This is a genomic window from Sphingobium sp. AP50, assembly GCF_900109095.1.
In the GTDB taxonomy this organism is placed as follows: domain Bacteria; phylum Pseudomonadota; class Alphaproteobacteria; order Sphingomonadales; family Sphingomonadaceae; genus Sphingobium.
Map to the genome: position 1 here is coordinate 1 of NZ_FNYZ01000026.1, position 20,987 is coordinate 20,987.

The following is a 20,987-nucleotide window of genomic DNA, read 5'->3' on the forward strand; positions in this document are numbered from 1 at the left end:
AGCGATAATCCCATCATCACGTTGCCTGCCATGGCAGCTTAATCAGCCCGGCTTAGCCGGAGGTCGCTGTGACTACCGCAGGCGAACCTACACCACGCCTTGGGGCACGATCCGCCTATCCGCGCGAAGGCCGGAATTTTTACCCTAGAACCTATCTCTCCGACTGAATGTACCGCCAGTCTGCTTAAAAGCAAACTGGCGGTCGATCAGCGCGAGAACTCTATCAGAGGGTGGCGCGCACGCCCAGATAGAAGCTGCGGCCCATAGGGTCATATGTGCTCGGATCCGTGCTGCCCGCCAGTTCAGATACGATCGGCGGCTTCTTGTCGGCCAGGTTGGTAACGCCGAACCGGATCTGGAACCGGTCGGTAGCCTTGACGTGCCCGAACAGATCGAACGTGTCATAGCCGGGCACGCCCTTCTTTTCAGCCGCAGGCGCTGAGATTGAGGTATAATCGCGCAACCGGCTTAGATGTTGCCAGCGTACGCCTAGTCCAAATACCGTCGAATCATAGCCGATCGTGCTGGTGATGCGCCAGGGCACATAAGTCGTGCCGCTGCCGATTGTGCCCGCATAGTCGATATAAGCCCCGCCCGGCAGGCTTTGAATCTTGAAATTATCGAGATAGTTGGCGAGCACGTTGACGGTGAGGTCACCGCTGTCGCCGCCTATCTTCGCATCGAGCGGCAGGCGCCAATCGAACGCGAAGTCGATGCCGGCCGTCTTGTACCCGCCCAGATTTAGATACGGCTGATTGATATTGTAGATAGTGCCGTCTGTGTTGCGACTGATCCCCGAACAATAGGGACTGGACTGCGCATAGCTCCTGTTCGTACCTGTGGCGTTGAAGCAGCTATTGACGAGAGTGACACCGCTGATGGTCCCGATCGCGTCCTTAATCGCGATGTTATAATAATCAACCGACAGCGACATACGGCGCAACAGCGGTGAGGCGAAGGGCGAACTAAGCACGGCCCCAATCGTGTAGGTGTTGGCGGATTCGGGCTTCAGGCCGGCAAAGCCACTGGTGGTGCCCAAGACTTGCGTATTATTCGCTTGGAAGCTGTCGATGATGGAAGAGGGGACGCCCTGTGCGATGCACAAGCTGCGCACCGCCGCGCCATTCGCCCCGCTGCGGTAGCCCGAACGGACATCGCACGGATCGCCGCCGCTCGGCACCGAACCTAGATTGTTGAAGCTGCCGATCGCGGCCGACGAGCCCAGAAACAGCTCGCCGACATTGGGCGCGCGTACCGCCCGCTGAAAGCCGCCGCGTAGTCGAAGCGGCTCGACAACGTGCCAGTTCGCGTCGATCTTGTAGGCGCTGACGCCACCCGAGACATTATAGCGCGAATAGCGATAGGCTGCGTCCAGATTGAGGCTCTTGACCAGCGGCAGATCTTTGAGGACCGGGATCAGCAATTCGGCATAGCCTTCGACGACGTCGGTCGTGCCGCGGGTGTTGGTGGACGGGTTGAAGGATATAATTTGCGTCGGATTAGTCTGAAATTCCGCGTCCGCCGTGAAGCGATAGGCGTTGCGCCGATAGGAACCGCCGGCTGCGAACCGCAACTCGCCCGCCGGCAGGTTGAACAGTCCGCCTTGGACGTTGGCTTCCACGCTGTCCTGTGACAAGTTAGTATAGGTGGACGGGATTACACTCAGATAATTCAGGCAGCTTTGCGATATCGCCTTCTCGCCAAAAACGTTCAGCCCGCCCTCGCAAAGTGACGCGCCACCGTCTGTTGCGCGCAGCAGAGTTTCGACCCGGTCATAGGAAAGGCCGCCCGAGATAACCGTGCTCGTCGTTTTGGTATTGCCGTGCGAATAGCTAAGATCCCAGCTGATCCCGCTGTCCCCCAGCTTGCCGGTAAGGCCAGCCAGGATCTGGTAAACAGTATTTTCGGTTTTGATATTGCGCAGGCCTGCCGCGGTGAAACGTTTGGTGACGTTGAAGTCGGCAGTGGAGTTGGGCCGCGAAGCCAGTACTTTGGCCAGATCTGCGGGAATAAAGGGATTGACTACTGGAATGACCAGCGCCTGGTTGCCCTGCGCAAGCGCACCGGAGCTGCCGGTGACGACCGCATAGCGCGTCGCCATCCCCTGGACGAAGGCGCTGACGCTGTCGCTCAGCTCATAATCGGCGCGGGCGAAACCAGCATAGCGATGCAGCGGCGCCAGTATGCGTACTTCCGCATTCGGATCATAATAAAGCGATGCGCCGCGTTGCGTATAGCCGGTCGTGACGCCGCGATAGTTGCGTACGCCGTTGGTGTCCGTGAATAGCGTGCTGTCATTGTTGAAGCCAAGGACTGTGTTAGCCGCGATCGACGCGCCGACCGTGCCATAGGATGCGAACAGTGTATTGAGCGCCGCCGTTGTGGGCAGGTTTCCAGCGGTGGGATTGAACGTTCCCGCAGGCAGGCTGTTCGAAGCAACGCTGCTGCCGCCGGCGGTGAAGGCATCGGTGTAGAATTTGCGGTCTCGGCCGAACAGCCCTTCCCGGTTATAATATTCGCCTGCCACCATCAGGTGACCGCGCCCGCCGGCAAAATCCATGCCCGCCAGCACCGAGATGTCCTGCGTCGCGCCATCGCTCTGGCCGCTGATATTGCTCTGGGCATCGAGTTGCAGGCCGATGAAGTTGCGACGAAGCTTGAAATTAACAACTCCCGACATGGCGTCCGAACCATAGACGGCGGATGCGCCGCCGCTGATAATTTCGACATTTTCGACCAGGATGGCGGGCAGGTTGTTGACGTCGATCGCCATCGTGGCGCCTGCGGGCTGCATCCGGCGACCGTCCAGCAGCACCAGGTTGCGTGACGCGCCAAGGCCGCGTAGGTTCAGCGTGGCTTGCCCGGCCGAGGCGATGTTAGCGGTGTAGGCGGTGGCGCCAGGCAGCAGCTGGGGCAGCTTGTTGAGCTTGCCTTCCAGCGAGACGTTGCCGTTCGAGTCTAGCGCGGCGTTGCTAACGGTGACGATCGGGCTGTCGGCTACGAAGTCGCGGCGGGCGATGCGCGATCCGGTCACGACGATGTCGGTGGCGCCATCGGCCTGTTGCGCTGCGGCGGTACCTTCGCTCGACTGGGCCAAGGCTGCCGAGGATAGGATGAGGGCAAAACTGCTGGCGCCCAAAAACGAGAAGGCTGTCTTCTTGATGCGACCCGGAGGCGTCGTTGGCTGACCGGTATTGACGATAAACATGATGTACCCCTTAATTTTTTCAGGAATATTCCGTCCCGGGTCCTGCGTTTCTTTTTTTGTTTTTATGGTTTTATTTGATCCGTCGCGACGCCACAGAGGTGGTCGCCGCGAGGGCCGCGTCGGCGCTGGATGCGCCGAGCTGAAAATCGAAGCGGCCAGCGGGCACCATCCATGCGCCAACCTTGCCGTCCCAATCGGCCAGGATCTTCGGCTCAATGGGGAAGCGGATCGTCTTGCGCTGTCCCTTGTCGAGCACGACCTTACTCCATCCGGCTAGCCGCAGGCCGGGCTTTCCGGCGCGTTCGCGCACATAGACCTGCGGCACGTCACCGCCCGCCCGGTCGCCGTCATTCTCTATTGTGAAGGACACCATGATTTGCGGCCCGTCGGTGACGGAAAAATCGCTGTAGCGGAAATGGGTGTAAGACAGGCCATGGCCGAATGGGAACAAGGGCTTGACACCCTTGCGCGCGAACCAGCGATAGCCGACATCCGATCCTTCGATCCGGTAATCGACGTCGAAGCCCGCGATCGTCTGCGACTGGGATGCCAGATCGCGCGCCCTGTCCTTGCTGTCGTCCAGCACTGGGCGGGGCAACTGGTCCAGCGATGCTGGAAAGGTCACAGGCAGCCGGCCTGTCGGGTCGACGTCTCCGAACAGGACATCTGCTATCGCCTCGCCCCCGCCAATGCCGGCATACCAGGCTTCGAGGATGGCGCCTACATGGTCTTTCCAGGGCATCAGGACCGGTCCGCCGGTTTCCAGCACGACGATGGTGTTGGGGTTAGCCCGCGCCACGGCTGCGATCATCTCGTCCTGGCCTTGGGGCAGCGAGAGGTCGGGCGCGTCCAGCCCTTCGGTCATCCATTGCGTCGCGAAGACAATGGCGACGTCGCTCTCGCGCGCCATGTTGGCAGCGGCGGCGGGATAGAAGCCCTGATCGTAGCGGACGAATGCGTCTTTGGGCAGTTTCGCCTTGATCGCGGCAAGCGGTGAAGATGGGTGGTACATAATGCGATGACGTGCGCCGTTGCCGGGAAAGTTGATCGCGGGCCCCTGCACCGGCTGGACCTGTGACGAGCCGCCGCCGGACAGTACGCCTTCATTGGCAAAGCCGCCGATCACAGCGATGCGGCGCGCACTCCGGAGCAGGGGCAGCATCCCCTCATTCTTGAGCAGCACTATGCCGCCTTGCGCCGCGGCGCGCGCGATAGCCTTGCCTTCGGCCGGATCGACAGCCGCGATCTTGGGCGGATTTGTCATCAGGCCAGACGCGAACATCGTGCGCAGGATGCGGCGGGTCGCGTCGCGCATGCGATGGTGGAGCGCGCGGTCGCGCACGGCCGCAGGTAGCAAATCCTGCGCGAAATAGGGGCGGGCATCATTCTCGTCGGCGGACTCGCGGTCCAGCCCGGCGGTCATGTCGGATATGCCGCGCACTGCGCTCCAGTCAGACATCACGAAGCCCGGATAACGCCACTGCGTCTTGAGGATATCTGTCAGCAACGCCTTGCTGCCGCAGGACTGGGCGCCGTTGACACGATTATAGGCGCACATGACCGCGCCAGGATGGCCAATGTCGATCGCCAGCCGGAAGGCGAGCAGGTCGCTGTCATGTGCTTGATCGTCGCGGATCAGCGCATTGGCGATATGGCGGCCGGTTTCCTGCGCGTTCATGGCGAAATGCTTGATTGTCGAGATCATATGCGCGTCCTGCACCGCGCGGATGCCCAGTCCGCCCACGACGCCGCTCAGCAGCGGATCTTCGGAAAGATATTCGAAATTTCGACCGCCGCGCGGTTCGCGCACCAGATTGACGCCTCCGGTGAGAAGGACATTGAAGCCTTTAGCGCGGGCCTCCTTCGCCATCTGCGCACCGACGCGATAGGCCATGTCGGGATCCCACGCTGCGCCCATAGCAAGCGTCGAGGGAAAGGCGGTGGCCCCGTCCTTGCGGCTGCCGCTGACCCAGGACACGCCCAGCGGACCATCGGTTTCCCGCAACGCGGGCACGTTCAGACGCGGGATCGGCGGCGTGTAGGACGCGGAGGAGACGACATCGGCGGGCAGCGGCGTGGCGGTGCGGTCTGTTCGCGAAAAGATCGAGCGGACCATGTTCAGTCGCTCTGTATCGGTCATCTGCGCCTCGATGGCAGCGGCCTGCCGATCCGGATGTCCAGCTTTATCGGGCAACTGGGCGGCGACCGGGAAGGACGCGACGATGCTCGTCACTACATAGGCTGCGACCGGCCAGAAGATAGGGGGCTGTGCCATGTCGGAAGTATGTCTCCAATGCGTCTTTAATAACGACTATCAATCTTTATTGATTTCATGGGGCTGTCAACTGCTTGTCATATAAAATCTCCATGAGCACATCCTCACGTGGCCAAAGGGGGGGGGGCGCCGCCGTCTTCTTCGGCTAAGAATATCCACTTTCCGGTGATATAGCCGTTATGCACGGAGCGCCCGACGGAAAGTGGTGCGACAGGCGGCTTGCGTGATAGCGCAATGACGTGAGTCTGCTTTGCTGATGCCGGCGTCAGGCAGGGCATCCCAAGGCCGCGAACAACTCGATGCGGGAGCGAAGGCATCGATGATTCGCAGTGGTCGACGCGATCTGCGCTTCAGTCTGCTGCCATGACTGTCGAACGTTTGGTTCGCCAGGGACGACGCTCCAGCCCATATGCCTGGTCGTGCCGGTCGAGGCAAATCAGAAAAATTCGCGACGATCGACGATGACAGCTTGACAGCCGTGACGCTACAATAAAGAATGATGATCGCTAAACGAGAGATGTGGAGAAGCCGAGTGAGCGCGTCCGTTCGCCTGCACGATAAATATCCGGAACTTGGCCGTGGTCTCATCCCGATCGAGCCCTATGTTAGCCCCGACTATTGGAATCGGGAAAAGGCGGACCTGTTTCGCAAGACCTGGTTGCACGTCGGCCGCGTCGAAGAGTTGCCGAACCCAGGCGACTATATGGTCAAGGATATCGCTGCGTGCGATGCGTCGATCATCGTGGTGCGCACAAAGAAGGGTGACCTGCATGCCATGCATAATGTTTGCGCGCACCGGATGAACCAGATCGTCTATGACGAGCGGGGCAATACGCGTAAATTCTTCTGCAAATTTCATGGCTGGGCCTATGACCTGGAAGGCAATTTGACGGGCGTGCCGGACGAAGATTGCTTTTTCGACCTGGATCGCTGCGCTCATGGTCTGGCGACGGTGCCCTGCGACATATGGCAGGGTTTCATCTTTATCCACGTCGATCCGAACCCCGCAATGACCCTCGTCCAGTTCATGGAGCCCATGTATGGCAACGTGGAAGGCTATCCGTTCGCCAAGATGACGTCCTGCTTTTCCTGGACTACCGAAGTAGCCTGCAACTGGAAGCTGGCGATGGACGCCTTTCAGGAGGCTTATCACGTCGCCTATGTCCATGGCCATTCGATCGCCGATTCGATCAAGACCGACGATGGCGGCGCGATGCGGCCGCTGGATGGATTGTGCGGCGACTATCATCGTCGGCTCTCGCTCGCCGGCAATACGCGCACCGTCTACGGCAACCCAAAGGCAGTGACGCAAGGCGGCGCCGCTTTGGAAGAGGCGCTGGCTGAGTCTGCCGCCGCCAAGCCTATATCGGCGGCCGCGTTGCGGGCAGGGGCGGGGGGTGCGCGCTACGTATTTCCGATGGCGGACCTGCCCTCTGGTGTGAATTGGACCGGTAGCCCGGACTGGATGTTCGACATCAATGTCGTCTTCCCCGATTTCTACCTGTCGCTGCGCCCCAATTACTTTCAGGCCTATACCTTCCGCCCGATTGCGCATGATCGCACGTTGGTGGAGGCGCGGGTCTATTATCCCGAGATGCTGACCGCCGGGGGGCGTTTCTATCAGGAATATATGAAAGTGCAGCTGCGCGACGTGCTGCTGGAGGATTTCTCCACATTGGAACGCACGCAGGCAGCCTGCCGGACAGGCGCCAAAACCCACATGATCCTGCAGGATTATGAAATCATGGTCCGCCACAGTTTCGAAGTGATCGAACGCATCCTGGGCGACGCGGAACGCGCGCGCGCGGCGGCCTGAAGGACAAAAGCATGTTGCCTAAACAATTCGATGAGCTGCAAGTCCACGCGGGCTGGTGCCTGGCCACGGAAACGGAGCGTAATATCCGTCGGCACGCCTGCACGATCGAGGAACTGCGCGCCTTTGCCGACGCCGTCCTGCCGCGCGTCCCGCAGATCGTAGCCTATCTCGATCGTCAGCCGCTCGACGCCATGCCGGATGTGGACAAACCCTTGTTCCACATGTTGCTCTCGCTGGCAGAGATCGCGCCGGCCGTCGAATCCTACCATCAACCGGCGGTCATCGACGGCTATGATTCCCGCCGATTTGCCGCGCAGGAGGACTTCGTCCTCCGTCCTGCCATCTAAGGATCACGCCATGGCCAAATGTCGTATTTTCGCGATCGACGAGGGTTTGAAGACCGTCGTGGAAAATGGTCTCTACTCCAAGCATCTGTTCGGCACTGCCATCAGCATATCGGTGGTTAAGTTCGTGGCCCCGCGCGGCCCGGACATCCCGGCCAAGGCGCATCATCACGGCGAAGAGGCGTCGCTCCAAATCATTGGCGGCTGCAACGTGATCGAAGGGACCGGCAATGGAGACCCGGCCGATCCGGTGACGTACATGGGGCCGCGGACCGCGCTCATCATCCCGGGCGGCATCTCGCATTATGGGACGAACTACATGGGACGTGAGGGGGCCAGCATGCGATTGAACGTCGTAACGCCCCCCCGACCGGAATTTGGACCTGAAGACGGCGCGCCCTATTATCCGCTTCGCAACCGGGGAAACGTGGCGTGACGGCCGGCATGTGCATCAGCATCGCCACACCATCCGCACGCAAGATGACGTCCGCCATTGGCGGTCATCTGGAAGCGCGGCTGCGGCGCTTCGCGGGCGGCGAGGAACTTAATGAGTCAGGCGACACGTTGTTCGAGGAAGTCGCCGCAGTGATCGAAGGCGCGTTCCATGTCGATGCGGCGGGCGAGTCCTACGACCTGTCGGCAGGCGAGGGCATCGTCATTCCCCCGGGCGAACCGCGCGCGTGGCGTTGCGACGCGGACGAGGGGGGGCTGCTCTATCGCGTGTTGGTACGCGTGCCCGGCGTGGCGCCATGACCCGCATACTTATCGTGGGTGCCGGTCATGCCGGAGGACGCGTGGCGCAGCATCTGGCAGACGGCGGCTTCGAGGGCGAAATCCTGCTGGTCGGAGAGGAGGCGCATGCGCCCTATGAAAGGCCACCCTTGTCCAAGGCTTTTCTGCTGGGACAGCAGAGCATCGAGGATTTTAGCCTGCCGGATTGCGTCGTCATAGGCAAGGGCCGTTTCGAACGGCGGCGGGGCCGGGTGACGGCGGTGGATCCGGCCGGGCGGACCGTCCGTCTTGACGATGGCGGCGCCATCGGCTGGGACCGTCTGGTTATTGCGACGGGCGCGGATGCGCGCCGTCCGGCAATTCCGGGCGCAGTCCTGCCCCACGTCCATGTGCTGCGTTCGATTAATGACGCCGAACGCCTGAGAGCGGCTATCGAGACGGCGGATTCCATTGCCATCGTGGGCGGCGGCGTCATCGGCTTGGAGGTTGCCTCCAGCGCGCGCGAACTAGGTGTGCGGGTGACTGTCATCGAACAGACCGACCGTGTCATGGCCCGGATCCTCCCTCCTGGCGTATCCGGCTGGCTGGCGGAACGACACAGAGCGGCGGGTGTCGACCTGCGTCTGGAGGTAGGCGTGGCGGCCATAGGAGCCGACGCGCTGCTGCTTACCAACGACGAGCGGGTGCCAGCCGATGTCGTGCTGCTCGCCAGCGGCGCGATGCCCGCCACCGCGGCGCTGGGCGGCCTGATCGCGAAGGGATCTGACGGCGTGGCGACTGATGCGTTCTGCCGGGTGGCCGGGTGCGAGCATATCTATGCCGTCGGCGACGTCGCGCTGACCGACAGCCCGATCTATGGCCGGGCGATAAGGCAGGAAACTTGGCGAAACGCGGAAAATCAGGCGCAGGCGGTCGCGGCGATCCTGCTGGGTGGGGCGGATCCCTATGTCGAGCTGCCTTGGATGTGGACCGATCAGCTCGGGCATAACATCCAGGTGGTAGGCATTTGCGATGGCGATCGGGAGATCATCCGGAGCGATTCACGCGCGGGCGGCACCTGCATATTCCACCTCGCCGGCGACCGCATTGCCGGCGCTGTGATGATCGATGCGGGACGCGAGCGTCGCCAGATCGAACGGCTCATCCGCGACCGCGTCTGCGTCACCCAAGACCAGCTGACGGGCGCGCCACTCAAGTCGATCCTATGAGCGAGGTGGAACTGGGCGAGCGCCTCCGGGCGGTGGAGGACGAACTGGCGATCCGTCGCACGCAAGCGCGCTACGCTGCGTTTGCCGACGCGAAATATTCACCGTTGCGCCGGCGCGTGGACGACAAGGCGATGATGGACGCCGCCGTGGAACAGGCCGCGTGCTTCACCGCGCAGGCACGCTGGGATGGCGGCGTGTTCGGCGGCACCATGATCGGGCGCGACGCCCTTGCCAAGTGGTTCGCCGCCCCGCCGTGGAATTTTGCCATGCATTATTACGTCGCGCCACAAATCAAGATCGCGGACAATGCTGCCGATACGCGCTGGCGCCTGTGGCAGGTCGGCCATCGTGCGGGCGAAGCAGATCCGTTGCTACTGGCTGCGATCACGCAACAGCGCTTCGTGCGGCAGGCCGATGGCGAATGGCTGATCGACGGCATGCGCTTCGAACAGGTTCAGACCTTCCCCCTTCCTCCTTCCGGCTTCCCGCCGGTCTTCCCGACGACGGAAATTTCATGACGATGCTTGCGATGATATCATTGGACACTCCCGAACCTGCGCCCGGGGAAACGGGCAATGTCTCGCCAAGTGTAGCCGAAAATCTATGCCCAGTCGTAGCCAATCATCCCGTCAACGACGAATATAGACTGCTTGTCGTGGATGCGCCCGAGGTCGCGCTGACCGCGCGCGCCGGACAGTTCTTTCACTTGGCCTGCCCGCCTGATGGTGAGGCTGGCAATTTCCTGCGCCGTCCGATGAGTATCCATCGTATCGACCGGGATAAGCGCCAGCTGCACTTCCTCTACAAGGTGCAGGGCAGCGGGACGCGGGGGCTCGCGAATCTGGGCGCTGGCGACGTGCTGGACGCGCTCGGGCCACTAGGCAAGGGCTTCGTCCTGCCCAACGTCACGCAGCATGTCCTGATGATCGGCCGGGGCGTGGGCCTTGCCACGCTGGCACCGCTGGCCCGTGAGGGGGTCGCTGTCGGGGCGCATGTCACGGCGATCCTGTCCGCGCGAACGGCCTCGTTGTTGATGGCGGAAGGTACGCTGCGCGACGATGGGGCGAGCGTCATCATCGTGACAGATGAAGCGGAAAATAGTGATCCGGTCGCGCTGGAAGGGCTGTTGATGCGCATCCATGCGGACCGTCCGATTGATTTCGTCGCGACCTGCGGCTCCAAGCGGCTTGCGCGGCTGCTCCAGGGATTTGCTCAGGAGCACGGCATCGCCGGTCAGGTCGCGCTGGAACAAAGGATGGGGTGCGCGCTGGGTATGTGCTTTGCCTGCGTCATGCCCTTCCGCTGCCCCGGCCCCGATGGCGAACAGGCGACAAGCTACAAGCGCGTTTGCTGGGATGGTCCCGTTTTCGATCTGGCGGAGGCGGTGATATGACCGATCTGTCAGTCCGCATCGGCGATCTGACCCTTGCCAACCCGATCATGCCCGCGTCTGGTACGCTGGCTGAGGGGTTGTCCGACGTGTTCGACCTCTCGCGCTTGGGTGCGATCGTAACGAAGACGATCACAGACGACCTGCGTGAAGGCAATCCGCCACCGCGTGTCGCCGAATTGCAGCATGCTACTCTGTTTTCGATCGGCATACCCAGCAAGGGTGCCAACTATTATCGCGACACGACTGTGCCATTCTACCGCCGGTTCGCGACCCCGATCGTCGCCTCGATCTCGGCCGATACGGTCGAACAGTTCGGCACGCTCGCGGCGAAGGTGTCGGTGCCCGGCGTTGTCGCAATCGAAGCCAATGTGTCCTGCCCCAACCTCAAGAAGGACGGCCTGGCCTTCGGCATGGACCCGCAGGCGACGGCGGAGGTGATTGCCGCCATGAAACGGTCCACGCCGTTGCCGATCTGGGCGAAGCTGTCGCCCAATGTGGGCGATATCGCGGCTATTGCCCGCGCCGCCGAAGGGGCGGGGGCCGACGCGCTCGTGGTCGCCAACGCCATGCTCGCGATGGCTATCGACATCGAAAGTTGGCAGCCGCGCGTCGCCAACCTAATGGGCGGCATCACAGGCCCTGCGACCAAGCCGGTCATCCTGCGCATGGTCTACCAGTGCTCGCAGGCGGTCTCAATCCCGATCATCGGCTGCGGCGGCATCTCCAACGCGGCCGACGCGATCGAATATCTGCTGGCCGGCGCGAGCGCGGTGCAGGTCGGTACTCAGAGCTTCGTCCAGCCCACCGCCATGATCCGCCTTCTCGATGATCTAGACGCCTATTGCGTCCGTCGCGGGATTAAGCAGGTAAGCGAGCTGACCGGGGCGATGCGGGCTTATTCGCCCGAACAAATGGCGCGGCAGGGTTCGCTATGACCGGAGAATGGACGCAACTGGGTACACGGGACGCCGTGATGCAGGGCGCGTCGTGTCGCGGAATTATGATCGCCGGGCACAGGATCGGTCTGTTCATGGTCGATGACCAGATTTTCGCGATCGACGATCTGTGCACGCACGGCAACGCGCTGCTGTCCGACGGCGACCTTGAAGGCTATGAGATAGAATGCCCGTTGCACGCCGGCGCGTTCGACGTGCGCAGCGGCAAGGCGATGTGCAAGCCATTAACTCGGGACGTGCGCTGTTACGAGCTTCGGGTGGACAACGATATGCTGTCGATCCGGCTGGACCGACCATGAGCGAGAAGATCGCGATAGTCGGGACAGGCGGCACCTTCGCCATGGAAGCGCGCCATGCCTTCGACTGGGTGGAATATGGCGAAGGTGGGGTGGTCCGCCCGATCGCTGACTTGCTCGACGGCGCGACAGCGGGTCTCGATGTCGCCCTGCAACCGGTTGATTTCCGTGCGCTGGGCAGCACGGGCATCACTCTGTCCGACTGGATCGACCTAGCACGGCTAGTCGCGACGATAGAGGTTGGCTGCGTCATCACGCATGGCACTGCGACGCTGGAGGAAACCGCTTTTTTCCTCTCGCTTGTTCATCGCGGCGACCGGCCGGTGGTGCTGACCGGCGCGCAGCGGCCAGCCAATTCCGCGGGTTCCGACGCGCTGCCTAACCTGCGCAGCGCGATTGCGGTTGCCGCGTCGCCGGTGGCACGGGGCGCAGGCGTGCTGGTGGTGATCGACAATATGATCTTCGCCGCGCGCGACGTGACGAAAGAGAGTTCGGGCGCGCTCGATGCCTTCGTGGCGCCCGAATTCGGACCGCTCGGCCGGGTGGAGGCGGACGGATCGGTCCGCTTCCGGCGTGTTGCGCCCCCTTCGGCGCCGGCGATCGACCTAACTCGCGCGATCGCGCCTAGCGCTGTGACCTTGCCGCGCGTCGACATCGCCTATTCCTACGCCGGGGCAGATGGAACCGCGATCGATGCCTTCGTCGCAGCTGGCGCGCGGGGCATCGTGTCCGCCGGATTGCTGCCCGGCCGCCCCGCCAATGGCGAGGCACGCGCATTGGCGGCTGCGGCTGCGGCGGGCCTGTTCGTTATACAAGGCACGCGGGGCGGGCGGGGCAATGTAGTGCCGCAGGCTTTTCTCGACCGCGCCGGCATGATTGCAGGCGGTGACCTTTCGCCGCAGAAATTGCGGATTGTCGCTATGCTGGTGCTGAGTGCAGGGGGTAGTCTGTCCGACCTGCGCGACGTGATCGGAACAATCTAACGGCTAGGCGTGGAGACCGGGAATGAACAGTGTGACGATGGCCGCCCCAATGCCTCTTGTCAGCGCCCGGCGTGTGACCTGGCTGTGCTGGTTCGGACTTCTGGCCGAGGGCTATGACCTGGGCGTCTTTGGTGCGGTGCTGCCCGGCCTCCTGTCCGATCGGCTTTGGAAGCTTACTGCCGTGCAGGCAGGCATGCTTGCCAGTCTGGCACTGGTCGGCATGTTCCTGGGCGGCTTCCTCATCGGCACGATCAGTGACAGGATAGGTCGGCGCGGTTGCTTCATCGGATGCATCGCGTTGTTTTCGGCTGCGACCGGCGCGGCGGCAACTGCGCTCGATCCGACGGTCTTTGGGTTGTTTCGTTTCATTAGCGGTATCGGCGTCGGCGGCATGATTCCGGTCGCATCTGCCTTGGTGACCGAGTTTGCTCCGCCCGAAAGGCGGGGGCGCGAATTCGCAATCATGTATTCGGGCTATTCGATCGGCATTTTCGCAGCCGCATTAGTGGGATACGTCTTTCTGGCCAGCCATGGCTGGCGTGCCGTTATGCTGGTGGGGGCGTCCCCCCTGCTTCTGCTGCCCGTGCTGGCCGCGAAACTGCCCGAATCGCCGGCCCTGCTCCTGCGGGCCGGCAAGGTCGATCGTGCGCGCGCGATTGCTTCACGGTTCGGCGTGGATCTGCGCCAGCACGATGCGCAGCGTGTGGGTGCGGCAGGATGGCGGATGGCACTGCGCATCTTCGCGCCCGAATACCGGCGGGCCACGGCGGGTTTCTGGGCGGCGACCTTCTTGGGCATGGTCGTGGTCTATGGGCTCAATACCTGGCTCCCTCAGATTATGCGGTCTGGTGGCTATGATCTGGGGCCGAGCCTGCTGTTCCTAGGTGTGTTCGCGCTTGCGTCCTCGGCAGGCGGCGTCCTGCTCGGCATCCTGGCAGACCGGTGGGGCAGGGGGCGGGTGATCGCATCGGCGTTCCTGCTGGGCGCGGTGGCGATCCTGCTGCTGGCGACGCGCTGGCCTTTGCCGGTCACCTATGTCGTCGTCGCGGCCGCAGGGGTCGGCAGTGTTTCGGCGGCGGTGCTCGTCACCGCCTACCTTGCGAGCTATTTCCCGGCCGATCTGAGGGCGACCGCCGTGGGCTGGTGCCTTAGCTTCTCTCGCTCCGGGGCGATCGCGGGGCCGATGCTTGGCGCGGCAGTGGTGCAGGCGCGGTTGCCGACTGCCACGAATTTCCAAATTTTCGCGGTGATGGCGCTGCTCTCTGGCATTGCCATTCTGGTTGTACCATCCCCGCCGCGCGACGGGCGCTAAGGGCCGACCGCATTTCTTACTTCCGAACCGGACGACAGGGCTTCGATCATGTTCTCGCTGTTTTTAACCTTCGTTCATCCCGATGCCGCAAGACGGTTGAGTGTCCGCGAGCATGATCGCGTCGCCGCCCTTGTACGGTCCGTTCCCGGCTTGCACCGCGCCCATCTCTTCACTCCGGACATCGCGCGCGATCGCTATTTTGACGACGGCCCGTCGCCGATGCTGACGCTGCAACTTTATTTCCCACAACTTCAGACGCTGGAGGCGGCGGCTGCTGAAGGTGGGGCGCTGGCTTCGCTGTTCGGCGGGCTATTCCCCTCGCTTGCCGCCGCCGAAGTGGAGCAGCAGGCGATGTGGACCCGGCCCTTCGCAACGCCGGCATCTGATATGCCCGATGACATCACGCCATGCAGCTATCTGGTCCACTATCCTGGCCAGCCCGAAGATCTGAGCGTCTGGCTACGCTATTATTTCGCTAACCATGCGCGCATCATGGGGACATTCCCCGGCGTGCTGGAGGTCGAGGTCTTTTCCTGCGTGGACTGGGTAAGCCAGCTGCCCGCACGGCACGTCGCCTATTTCCAGCGCAACCGGATCATGTTCGAAAGTGCCGCGGCGCTGGAAGGCGCGCTCAATTCGCCGGTGCGCGAGGAGATGAAGGCCGACCGGGCGCTGTTTCCGCCGTTCAGCGGCACCAATATTCATTTTCCTATGGCGACCGACACGGTCTTCGGGCCACGGTTCGCTCCCTTCGCACGAGGTGACGCATGACCGTTACTATGCGCAGAATCGCCGTCGTCCTGCTGGGCTGGGCAAGCTTGAGCGCCGCCTTGGCGGCGCCGGATCCCGCGCCTCGTGACGTCGTGGTCGACTGGGCTGTGGCGATTCCCATGCGGGACGGTACGCGCCTCAACGCCAACATCTATCGACCCGCTCAAGCAGACGGCGGCTTGCCCGTGGTTCTGACGGTCACGCCCTACACGGCCGATACGCTGCATGGCGTCGCCATGTGGTTTGCCCGTCACGGCTATGTCTATGCAGCGGTCGATACGCGCGGCCGGGGCGGATCGAGCGGTGCGTTCCTGCCGACCTTGCACGAGGCGCAGGATGGCTATGATGTGATCCAGTGGCTGGCGACCATGCCTGGGTCAGACGGGCGCGTGGTAGGGTGGGGCGGGTCCTATGCGGGGCGCAATCAGCTCGCCTTCGCCACGCTCGCGCCGCCCGCGCTCAAGGCAATCGCCCCCGCCTCGGCAGGCATGACCACGGTCGATCGCGACATGCGGGCCAATATTCCCTTCCCGCAACTGATGCAGTGGCTGGTTTATACGAGCGGCCCCACGTCCAATCGTGCGGCTTACACTGATCGCGCCTACTGGCTGGGCGCGCTGGCCGAACTGGCAAGCGGCCGCGTGCCCTATCGCGATTTCGACCGCATGGTCGGCTTGCCCAGTCCCTTGTGGCAGAACAATCTGCGCCACCCTACGATTGACGCCTATTGGCGCGAGACGGTGACCGACGCCGGTATTCTGGATGCCGCGCAGCTCAAACGGGTCAGCATTCCGCTATTGGCTATAACCGGTGCCTATGACCCTTCGCAAACAGGTCTGCGTGCCTATCTTGACGCGCGCGCGTTGGCTGTGTCACCTGCAGTGATAGATCGCCAATATCTGGTCCTGGGCCCGTGGGATCATCCCGGGACGCGCAATCCACAGCGGGTGACGGGGGGGGTGGACATGGGCGCGGCCAGCGTGATCAATATGCTGGAACTGCATCGGCAATGGTTCGACTGGATTCTTAACCGTGGACCCAAGCCCGCCTTTCTGGCCGATCATTTCGCTTACTTCCTCGCCGGCGCCGATCGCTGGGAAACGGCGCCCAGCCTCGCCTCCGCGAGCGCTCCGCTGCGCAAGCTGATGCTAAGTTCTCCCGTCAGCAATGCGGGGGCGGTCACGCGAGCAGGCGCGTTGACGGCGCGCGCGCCTGGACAGGCTGATGACCGCTATGTTTATGATCCTTCCGTGCCGGGCCGCAACGAAGGCGTGGAGGGCTTTGACCTGGTGGCGCCAAACTGGCTGACCGATGCCACCGCGGTCACAAGGCTGAACGGGGAGGGGCTGGTCTATGACGGGCTGCCGCTGGACGCGCCCACAGACCTTGTGGGCATACCGGCGGCTGACCTTTATCTGACCATGGACGTGCCCGACACTGACATCCGCGTCGCGCTCTATGCGGTAATGCCAGACGGAACGCAGATCTTTCTAACCCAGGATCAGGCGCGCGCTCGTTATCGCACCAGCCTAACACGGGAAACGCCGGTCGTGATAGGCAAGCGGCTGCCCTATGCGTTTCATCGGTTCGATTTTGTCGCCCGGCGCCTGCCGCAAGGCGCCCGGCTGAGGCTGGTCGTGTCCCCGCTGGGGCTGAGCATCCATCAACAGCGTAACCGCAATTCGGGTAAGCCAGTGGCGGACGAGGTTGCTGCGGACAATCGGATCGCACATGTAGCGCTCGCGATGGGCCCAGGGCTAAGTCGGCTCGACGTGCCGTTGCGTCCCGCCCGCTAAGCTACGGTTCGACCGGATCGCCCAACAACATGGCGATCCAATGATCGGTCAGCCGGTCCATGTCGCGCACATCGCCCAGCCGGCGATTGATCGCGAAGCCATCAAAGGCCATCCACATCATGTGGGAGATCAGTCCGTCCTCAACCAACGGGCAGCGCGTTTTGGGCAGGATCTGGACCAGCAGGTTCGTCAGATAGTCCTCGACGCTCAAAAGCAGATCATTGGGCTTCTTGTCGTCGGGCGGGGTGGTGGCCAGCGCTTCAACCAGCGCGTTCGCCATGCCATGGTCGGTCGAGGGAATGTCGCGCCACAGCGCCAGGATGAGGCGCCGCAGTCGGGTTTCGGGCGTGCGATAGCGCATGACCGTCAACTCTGCCTCCTCCAGCTTCGCCAGCAGCCAAGGCCGGTAGACAGCGTACAGCAGCACGATCTTGGACGGGAAATAGACGTAAAGGTTGGCGACCGTCATGCTTGCCGCCCTCGCGATGGCCGATACGGTCGTCGATGCATAGCCACGTTCGGAGAAGAGATCGAATGCCGCCGCCAGAATGGCGTTGCGCATATCGTCCTTTTTCACCTGTGCCATCTAAGCCCTCTTATATGTTCTGCGCGCACGGGTGCGATCGCAATATTTTTCGAGCCTTATCGCGCGACGGTCGGGGCGCAACCCCCTTTGCGCAATCGCGATCCGATTGCAGCATTGATGTATAACACTCGCTGAAAAGCGGCGGAGAATCAAACCGGCCTTAAACGGCAGCCGCTGATTGGGCCGATCAATCTGTTAATGGATTAGCTGTCTGATTGCGACACATCATTGGCTTTAATCTCGGACGTCGTCGACTTGGGCCATAAGATCGTCTGGCGCCGCAGGCCTGTAAAGAAGATTGGCTAGCGAGGGGATCAGGCCGATGCGTTTTTCCACCTTCTGGCGTGGTGTGGTGGCCTGCAACACGCGCTGCCGTCCTCGATTATAGGCTTGGGTGACGCCGTTCAGCAGGAATTTGAGATCGGCATGGCCGGCAATGTTGATGCCCAACACTTCACGGGCGACGCGGCCATTGAAGCGTTCGACCATGCCGTTGCTTTGAGCCCTACAGGGTTCGACAAACTGCTCTGGTCGATGCAATCTCGCGGCTTGATGGCGCGAGCAAAGCGATGATCGAAAGTCGCATGACCTCAGGTCGCGAGTCAGCTTCCGGCGACGGAGTCTGCCCGGTGTCAAGGCCGGGATCGCCGTGGCGCGATCTGCCGGCGCACTACGGCCTCCACACCACCATTTATAACCGATTCAATCGCGGCCAACCGGGGTCTGGCACCGGTTGTTCGGGGCCCTGCTGATCAGTTCGCCGGGTCGATGCACCTGATGACAGTTCAAATATCCGGGCTCTCCCAGCACGCAGTCGGTGGAAAAAGGGCGACGATCACGCCATCATATTTATATCGTAGGCAATGGCTCGCGCAAACCTGAGACAAGCACACGGACGAGGTGCTTGGCGTCATCTGCCCAGACTGAATCAGCATTGACGAGCGACAGCCCGGATACAGCGCGCAGCAAGTTGAGCGGGTCGAACTCGACCTTGATTTCGCCTCCCTTCACGACTTGATCGAACAGGCCAACAAAGGCCGAGCGAACTTCGGCCCCGGATACGCCTTCATCGGATGTAGCCGGCACGACCAAAGCGCTGATTGCCTCGACGACGACATTCTTTGCCGCAATGTGATCGATGAAGAAATCTAGCCAGAGCAGCAGCGCAGCCAGCGGGAGATGGTCACGCGCCAGATCGGCGGCGGCGGCGATCAGGCCCCGTGCGTCGTCACTGCACACCGCATCAATCAATGCGCCGCGCGTCGGAAAGTGCCGATAGAGGGTGCCATTTCCAACACCCGCAGCCTGGGCAATGGCATCGAGGCTAACCTCGGATCCCCGCTCACCGAAGATACGACGTGCCGCTTCCAGGATCGCTGCGCGATTGCGCTCGCCATCCGCTCGAGGCTTGCGCCGTACATTCTGCAATTCAGCACGCATGGAAACACCTTGTTAACGGAGTGCGGCTCCGTATATAAACGGAGTGTCACTATCACTTATGTTTATTTCACAATGACCAAAGTGACAACGTCCTATGGCGATGACAATGCAAGGAAATGACTATGACGACGGCGTTCGGCGAGACTTCGACCGCGGACGAGGTGCTCGAAGGCATCGATCTCTCTGGAAAGCATGTCGTCATAACGGGAGTCTCAGCCGGTCTCGGTGTCGAGACAGCACGTGCGCTGATGGCGCGTGGAGCGCATGTCGTCGGCGCAGCGCGTGACTTAGCCAAAGCAAGCAAAGCCATCGAACCAGCGATTGCAGACGCACGGAAGGGCGGCTCCATCGAGCTGGTCCAGCTGGATCTTGCCTCTATCGCAAGCGTCCGTGCCTGTACGGATGCCTTTGTGGCGACTGGCCAGCGCTTCGACGTGGTAATCAACAATGCTGGGGTGGCATCTACGCCGTTCAACCGGACCGTGGACGGCTTCGAACTGCAGTTCGCGACCAATCATCTGGGTCATTTCGAATTCGCCAGTCGCGTAGCCGAGCTGATCGTACCCGGTGGCCGCCTTGTGGTGCTGGGGTCTGCCGCACACCGATTTTCCGATATCGATTTGGATGACCTTAACTGGCAGCGCACGCCCTATGACGCCGATATGGCTTATGGACGCTCGAAAACGGCGACCCTGCTCTTCGCGGTGGAATTCGATCGACGCCATCGAGATCGGGGCGTTCGCGCGGTTTCGGTTCATCCTGGCGTGATCAAAACCGAGCTTGCGCGGCATCTCGATCTCGCCGCACTCAATACAATGCTCGACGAGTTAAATGAGCGCAAGGCAGCGGCAGGCGAACGGCTGTTCGCGTGGAAATCCATTCCCCAAGGCGCTGCGACAACAGTCTGGGCCGGTTTCGTGGCCGCTGCCGATGCTGTTGGTGGACGATACTGCGAAAATTGCCATATCGCCCAGATCATAGATGAGGGGCAAAGTGACCCTACTATGGAAGGTCTCTACGCATACGCCGTCAATCCAGAGCGCGCCCTCGCACTATGGCGCGAAAGCGAGCGTCTTCTTCAATCATTGGAGAGCTAACGTTAAATCGCTCCAGCTGCATCACCTGCGCATTCCGGCTGAAAACGAGGGAAAACTGCGAATATCGGCTGCTGCCGAGAGCCGACCTTCGACGTCGGCACCGGGAACGGCGGCTTCGTCTAAGGATTTCGAGCACTTGCGTACGGAATCCTGGCATGGAGGAACCCGAGGGGCCCCAACCACTGGTCTATGGGAAAAAGTCTGTGGTGTGGATCGTGGGGGAGAGGCAGACTTGTAAGCCCGTCCATAATCTGCGGGATAGCAGCTGCTCCGATATCCTGCTTGGCGCAGTCGAGCGGCGATATCGCCTAGTCTGCGAGATCGGTAAGTCGCTGGCAAAGCCGCATTCCACGGGCGCAATTTAGCTTGGCGAGCAATCATCTACGCCGGGCTACGGCAAAATTCGCTCGAACGTCGAAGAATCAATCGGTCGCGCGCATGTCCGCCTACGGCAAGCTGGCCGAACTGCGTGCAAAGGGCTCCACGATTTCGGCAATCATTGTCAAACCGGGCTTGATCGCAAAACGGTTCGGCAATGGCTGCTAGCAAAGCACCCGGGCCTCTGGCAGCGCGAATGGCATCATCCTGCTCACGATTTTGCCGATTTTCCGAAAATGGGAAGAAGGATGTCGCAACGCCACCCACCTTTACCGCGAAGTGACCGAGGCCGGCTATCAGGGCAATGCGAAGGCGTTCAGGTACTGGGTGAAGATCAGGCTCCTTGAAGGCACCGTGCCGCCTCCGCCTGTCAATCGGCGTGCAAACGAGACCCCC

19 protein-coding genes are annotated in these 20,987 nt (G+C 61.9%); 14 read left to right on the forward strand and 5 right to left on the reverse strand.

What is annotated here, in order from left to right; translation table 11 throughout:
* Positions 1–223 precede the first annotated feature (223 nt).
* Positions 224–3,208 (reverse strand): TonB-dependent receptor plug domain-containing protein, encoded by a 2,985-nt coding sequence (locus tag BMY84_RS25600; protein WP_093087727.1) that lies wholly within the window; start codon positions 3,206–3,208, stop codon positions 224–226.
* A 70-nt stretch (positions 3,209–3,278) separates the two neighbouring features.
* The gene (locus BMY84_RS25605; protein ID WP_093087728.1) at positions 3,279–5,483 is read right to left on the reverse strand and encodes a beta-glucosidase; all 2,205 of its coding nucleotides are present in this window, start codon (positions 5,481–5,483) and stop codon (positions 3,279–3,281) included.
* Between the two features lie 532 nt (positions 5,484–6,015).
* Here BMY84_RS25605 and BMY84_RS25610 point away from each other — a divergent pair.
* From BMY84_RS25610 to BMY84_RS25670, 13 genes are read left to right on the forward strand one after another with little or no spacing between them, the layout of a single operon-like run.
* On the forward strand, positions 6,016–7,299 hold the full coding sequence (locus BMY84_RS25610) for an aromatic ring-hydroxylating oxygenase subunit alpha (RefSeq protein ID WP_218147031.1): 1,284 nt from the start codon (positions 6,016–6,018) through the stop codon (positions 7,297–7,299).
* Between the two features lie 11 nt (positions 7,300–7,310).
* Positions 7,311–7,646 carry a hypothetical protein gene (locus tag BMY84_RS25615; RefSeq protein ID WP_093087731.1) on the forward strand — a complete coding sequence of 112 codons (336 nt, stop codon included), beginning with the start codon at positions 7,311–7,313 and terminating at the stop codon, positions 7,644–7,646.
* Positions 7,647–7,656: 10 nt separating this feature from the next.
* Positions 7,657–8,079, forward strand: coding sequence for a cupin (locus tag BMY84_RS25620; protein ID WP_093087733.1), 423 nt, complete (start codon positions 7,657–7,659; stop codon positions 8,077–8,079).
* Complete coding sequence (locus tag BMY84_RS25625) at positions 8,076–8,396, forward strand: cupin domain-containing protein (protein WP_093087734.1); 321 nt, start codon at positions 8,076–8,078, stop codon at positions 8,394–8,396. The genes BMY84_RS25620 and BMY84_RS25625 overlap by 4 nt, the downstream gene beginning before the upstream one ends.
* Positions 8,393–9,583, forward strand: a complete 1,191-nt coding sequence (locus BMY84_RS25630; RefSeq protein WP_093087736.1) for an NAD(P)/FAD-dependent oxidoreductase — start codon at positions 8,393–8,395, stop codon at positions 9,581–9,583. The genes BMY84_RS25625 and BMY84_RS25630 overlap by 4 nt, the downstream gene beginning before the upstream one ends.
* Entirely contained in the window at positions 9,580–10,101 is a 522-nt protein-coding gene (locus BMY84_RS25635; RefSeq protein ID WP_093087737.1) for a nuclear transport factor 2 family protein, read from the forward strand. Before BMY84_RS25630 ends, BMY84_RS25635 begins: the two co-directional genes overlap by 4 nt.
* On the forward strand, positions 10,098–10,976 hold the full coding sequence (locus BMY84_RS25640; protein WP_218147032.1) for a dihydroorotate dehydrogenase electron transfer subunit: 879 nt from the start codon (positions 10,098–10,100) through the stop codon (positions 10,974–10,976). The genes BMY84_RS25635 and BMY84_RS25640 overlap by 4 nt, the downstream gene beginning before the upstream one ends.
* Complete coding sequence (locus BMY84_RS25645; RefSeq protein ID WP_093087740.1) at positions 10,973–11,911, forward strand: dihydroorotate dehydrogenase; 939 nt, start codon at positions 10,973–10,975, stop codon at positions 11,909–11,911. Before BMY84_RS25640 ends, BMY84_RS25645 begins: the two co-directional genes overlap by 4 nt.
* Positions 11,908–12,231: a non-heme iron oxygenase ferredoxin subunit gene (locus BMY84_RS25650; protein WP_093087741.1), complete on the forward strand. Its 324-nt coding sequence runs from the start codon at positions 11,908–11,910 to the stop codon at positions 12,229–12,231. The genes BMY84_RS25645 and BMY84_RS25650 overlap by 4 nt, the downstream gene beginning before the upstream one ends.
* Positions 12,228–13,211: an asparaginase gene (locus BMY84_RS25655; protein ID WP_093087743.1), complete on the forward strand. Its 984-nt coding sequence runs from the start codon at positions 12,228–12,230 to the stop codon at positions 13,209–13,211. The genes BMY84_RS25650 and BMY84_RS25655 overlap by 4 nt, the downstream gene beginning before the upstream one ends.
* 22 nt (positions 13,212–13,233) lie before the next feature.
* Positions 13,234–14,523 carry an MFS transporter gene (locus BMY84_RS25660; protein WP_093087744.1) on the forward strand — a complete coding sequence of 430 codons (1,290 nt, stop codon included), beginning with the start codon at positions 13,234–13,236 and terminating at the stop codon, positions 14,521–14,523.
* A gap of 48 nt (positions 14,524–14,571) precedes the next feature.
* On the forward strand, positions 14,572–15,294 hold the full coding sequence (locus BMY84_RS25665) for an EthD family reductase (RefSeq protein ID WP_093087746.1): 723 nt from the start codon (positions 14,572–14,574) through the stop codon (positions 15,292–15,294).
* Between the two features lie 8 nt (positions 15,295–15,302).
* Positions 15,303–17,090, forward strand: a complete 1,788-nt coding sequence (locus BMY84_RS25670; RefSeq protein WP_177204207.1) for a CocE/NonD family hydrolase — start codon at positions 15,303–15,305, stop codon at positions 17,088–17,090.
* 1 nt (position 17,091) lies between these two features.
* On the opposite strand, the gene BMY84_RS25675 is transcribed toward BMY84_RS25670, so the two are convergent.
* From BMY84_RS25675 to BMY84_RS25690, 3 genes are all read right to left on the reverse strand, one after another.
* Complete coding sequence (locus BMY84_RS25675; protein WP_093087749.1) at positions 17,092–17,676, reverse strand: TetR/AcrR family transcriptional regulator; 585 nt, start codon at positions 17,674–17,676, stop codon at positions 17,092–17,094.
* Between the two features lie 234 nt (positions 17,677–17,910).
* On the reverse strand, positions 17,911–18,165 hold the full coding sequence (locus tag BMY84_RS25680; RefSeq protein WP_093087750.1) for a hypothetical protein: 255 nt from the start codon (positions 18,163–18,165) through the stop codon (positions 17,911–17,913).
* 360 nt (positions 18,166–18,525) lie between these two features.
* Positions 18,526–19,116 (reverse strand): TetR/AcrR family transcriptional regulator, encoded by a 591-nt coding sequence (locus tag BMY84_RS25690; protein ID WP_093087754.1) that lies wholly within the window; start codon positions 19,114–19,116, stop codon positions 18,526–18,528.
* A 122-nt stretch (positions 19,117–19,238) separates the two neighbouring features.
* On the opposite strand from BMY84_RS25690, the gene BMY84_RS25695 reads away from it, so the two are divergent.
* Positions 19,239–20,213 carry an SDR family NAD(P)-dependent oxidoreductase gene (locus BMY84_RS25695; protein ID WP_093087755.1) on the forward strand — a complete coding sequence of 325 codons (975 nt, stop codon included), beginning with the start codon at positions 19,239–19,241 and terminating at the stop codon, positions 20,211–20,213.
* Positions 20,214–20,987 lie beyond the last annotated feature (774 nt).

What these genes read in the sequence shown, in the direction of transcription:
- BMY84_RS25665 (WP_093087746.1), top strand. Translation starts at nt 14,572, where the DNA reads ATGTTCTCGCTGTTTTTAACCTTCGTTCATCCCGATGCCGCAAGACGG.
- BMY84_RS25675 (WP_093087749.1), bottom strand. Translation starts at nt 17,676, where the DNA reads ATGGCACAGGTGAAAAAGGACGATATGCGCAACGCCATTCTGGCGGCG.
- BMY84_RS25635 (WP_093087737.1), top strand. Translation starts at nt 9,580, where the DNA reads ATGAGCGAGGTGGAACTGGGCGAGCGCCTCCGGGCGGTGGAGGACGAA.
- BMY84_RS25655 (WP_093087743.1), top strand. Translation starts at nt 12,228, where the DNA reads ATGAGCGAGAAGATCGCGATAGTCGGGACAGGCGGCACCTTCGCCATG.
- BMY84_RS25605 (WP_093087728.1), bottom strand. Translation starts at nt 5,483, where the DNA reads ATGGCACAGCCCCCTATCTTCTGGCCGGTCGCAGCCTATGTAGTGACG.
- BMY84_RS25690 (WP_093087754.1), bottom strand. Translation starts at nt 19,116, where the DNA reads ATGCGTGCTGAATTGCAGAATGTACGGCGCAAGCCTCGAGCGGATGGC.
- BMY84_RS25600 (WP_093087727.1), bottom strand. Translation starts at nt 3,208, where the DNA reads ATGTTTATCGTCAATACCGGTCAGCCAACGACGCCTCCGGGTCGCATC.
- BMY84_RS25630 (WP_093087736.1), top strand. Translation starts at nt 8,393, where the DNA reads ATGACCCGCATACTTATCGTGGGTGCCGGTCATGCCGGAGGACGCGTG.
- BMY84_RS25615 (WP_093087731.1), top strand. Translation starts at nt 7,311, where the DNA reads ATGTTGCCTAAACAATTCGATGAGCTGCAAGTCCACGCGGGCTGGTGC.
- BMY84_RS25640 (WP_218147032.1), top strand. Translation starts at nt 10,098, where the DNA reads ATGACGATGCTTGCGATGATATCATTGGACACTCCCGAACCTGCGCCC.
- BMY84_RS25650 (WP_093087741.1), top strand. Translation starts at nt 11,908, where the DNA reads ATGACCGGAGAATGGACGCAACTGGGTACACGGGACGCCGTGATGCAG.
- BMY84_RS25695 (WP_093087755.1), top strand. Translation starts at nt 19,239, where the DNA reads ATGACGACGGCGTTCGGCGAGACTTCGACCGCGGACGAGGTGCTCGAA.
- BMY84_RS25660 (WP_093087744.1), top strand. Translation starts at nt 13,234, where the DNA reads ATGAACAGTGTGACGATGGCCGCCCCAATGCCTCTTGTCAGCGCCCGG.
- BMY84_RS25670 (WP_177204207.1), top strand. Translation starts at nt 15,303, where the DNA reads ATGCGCAGAATCGCCGTCGTCCTGCTGGGCTGGGCAAGCTTGAGCGCC.
- BMY84_RS25620 (WP_093087733.1), top strand. Translation starts at nt 7,657, where the DNA reads ATGGCCAAATGTCGTATTTTCGCGATCGACGAGGGTTTGAAGACCGTC.
- BMY84_RS25680 (WP_093087750.1), bottom strand. Translation starts at nt 18,165, where the DNA reads ATGGTCGAACGCTTCAATGGCCGCGTCGCCCGTGAAGTGTTGGGCATC.
- BMY84_RS25645 (WP_093087740.1), top strand. Translation starts at nt 10,973, where the DNA reads ATGACCGATCTGTCAGTCCGCATCGGCGATCTGACCCTTGCCAACCCG.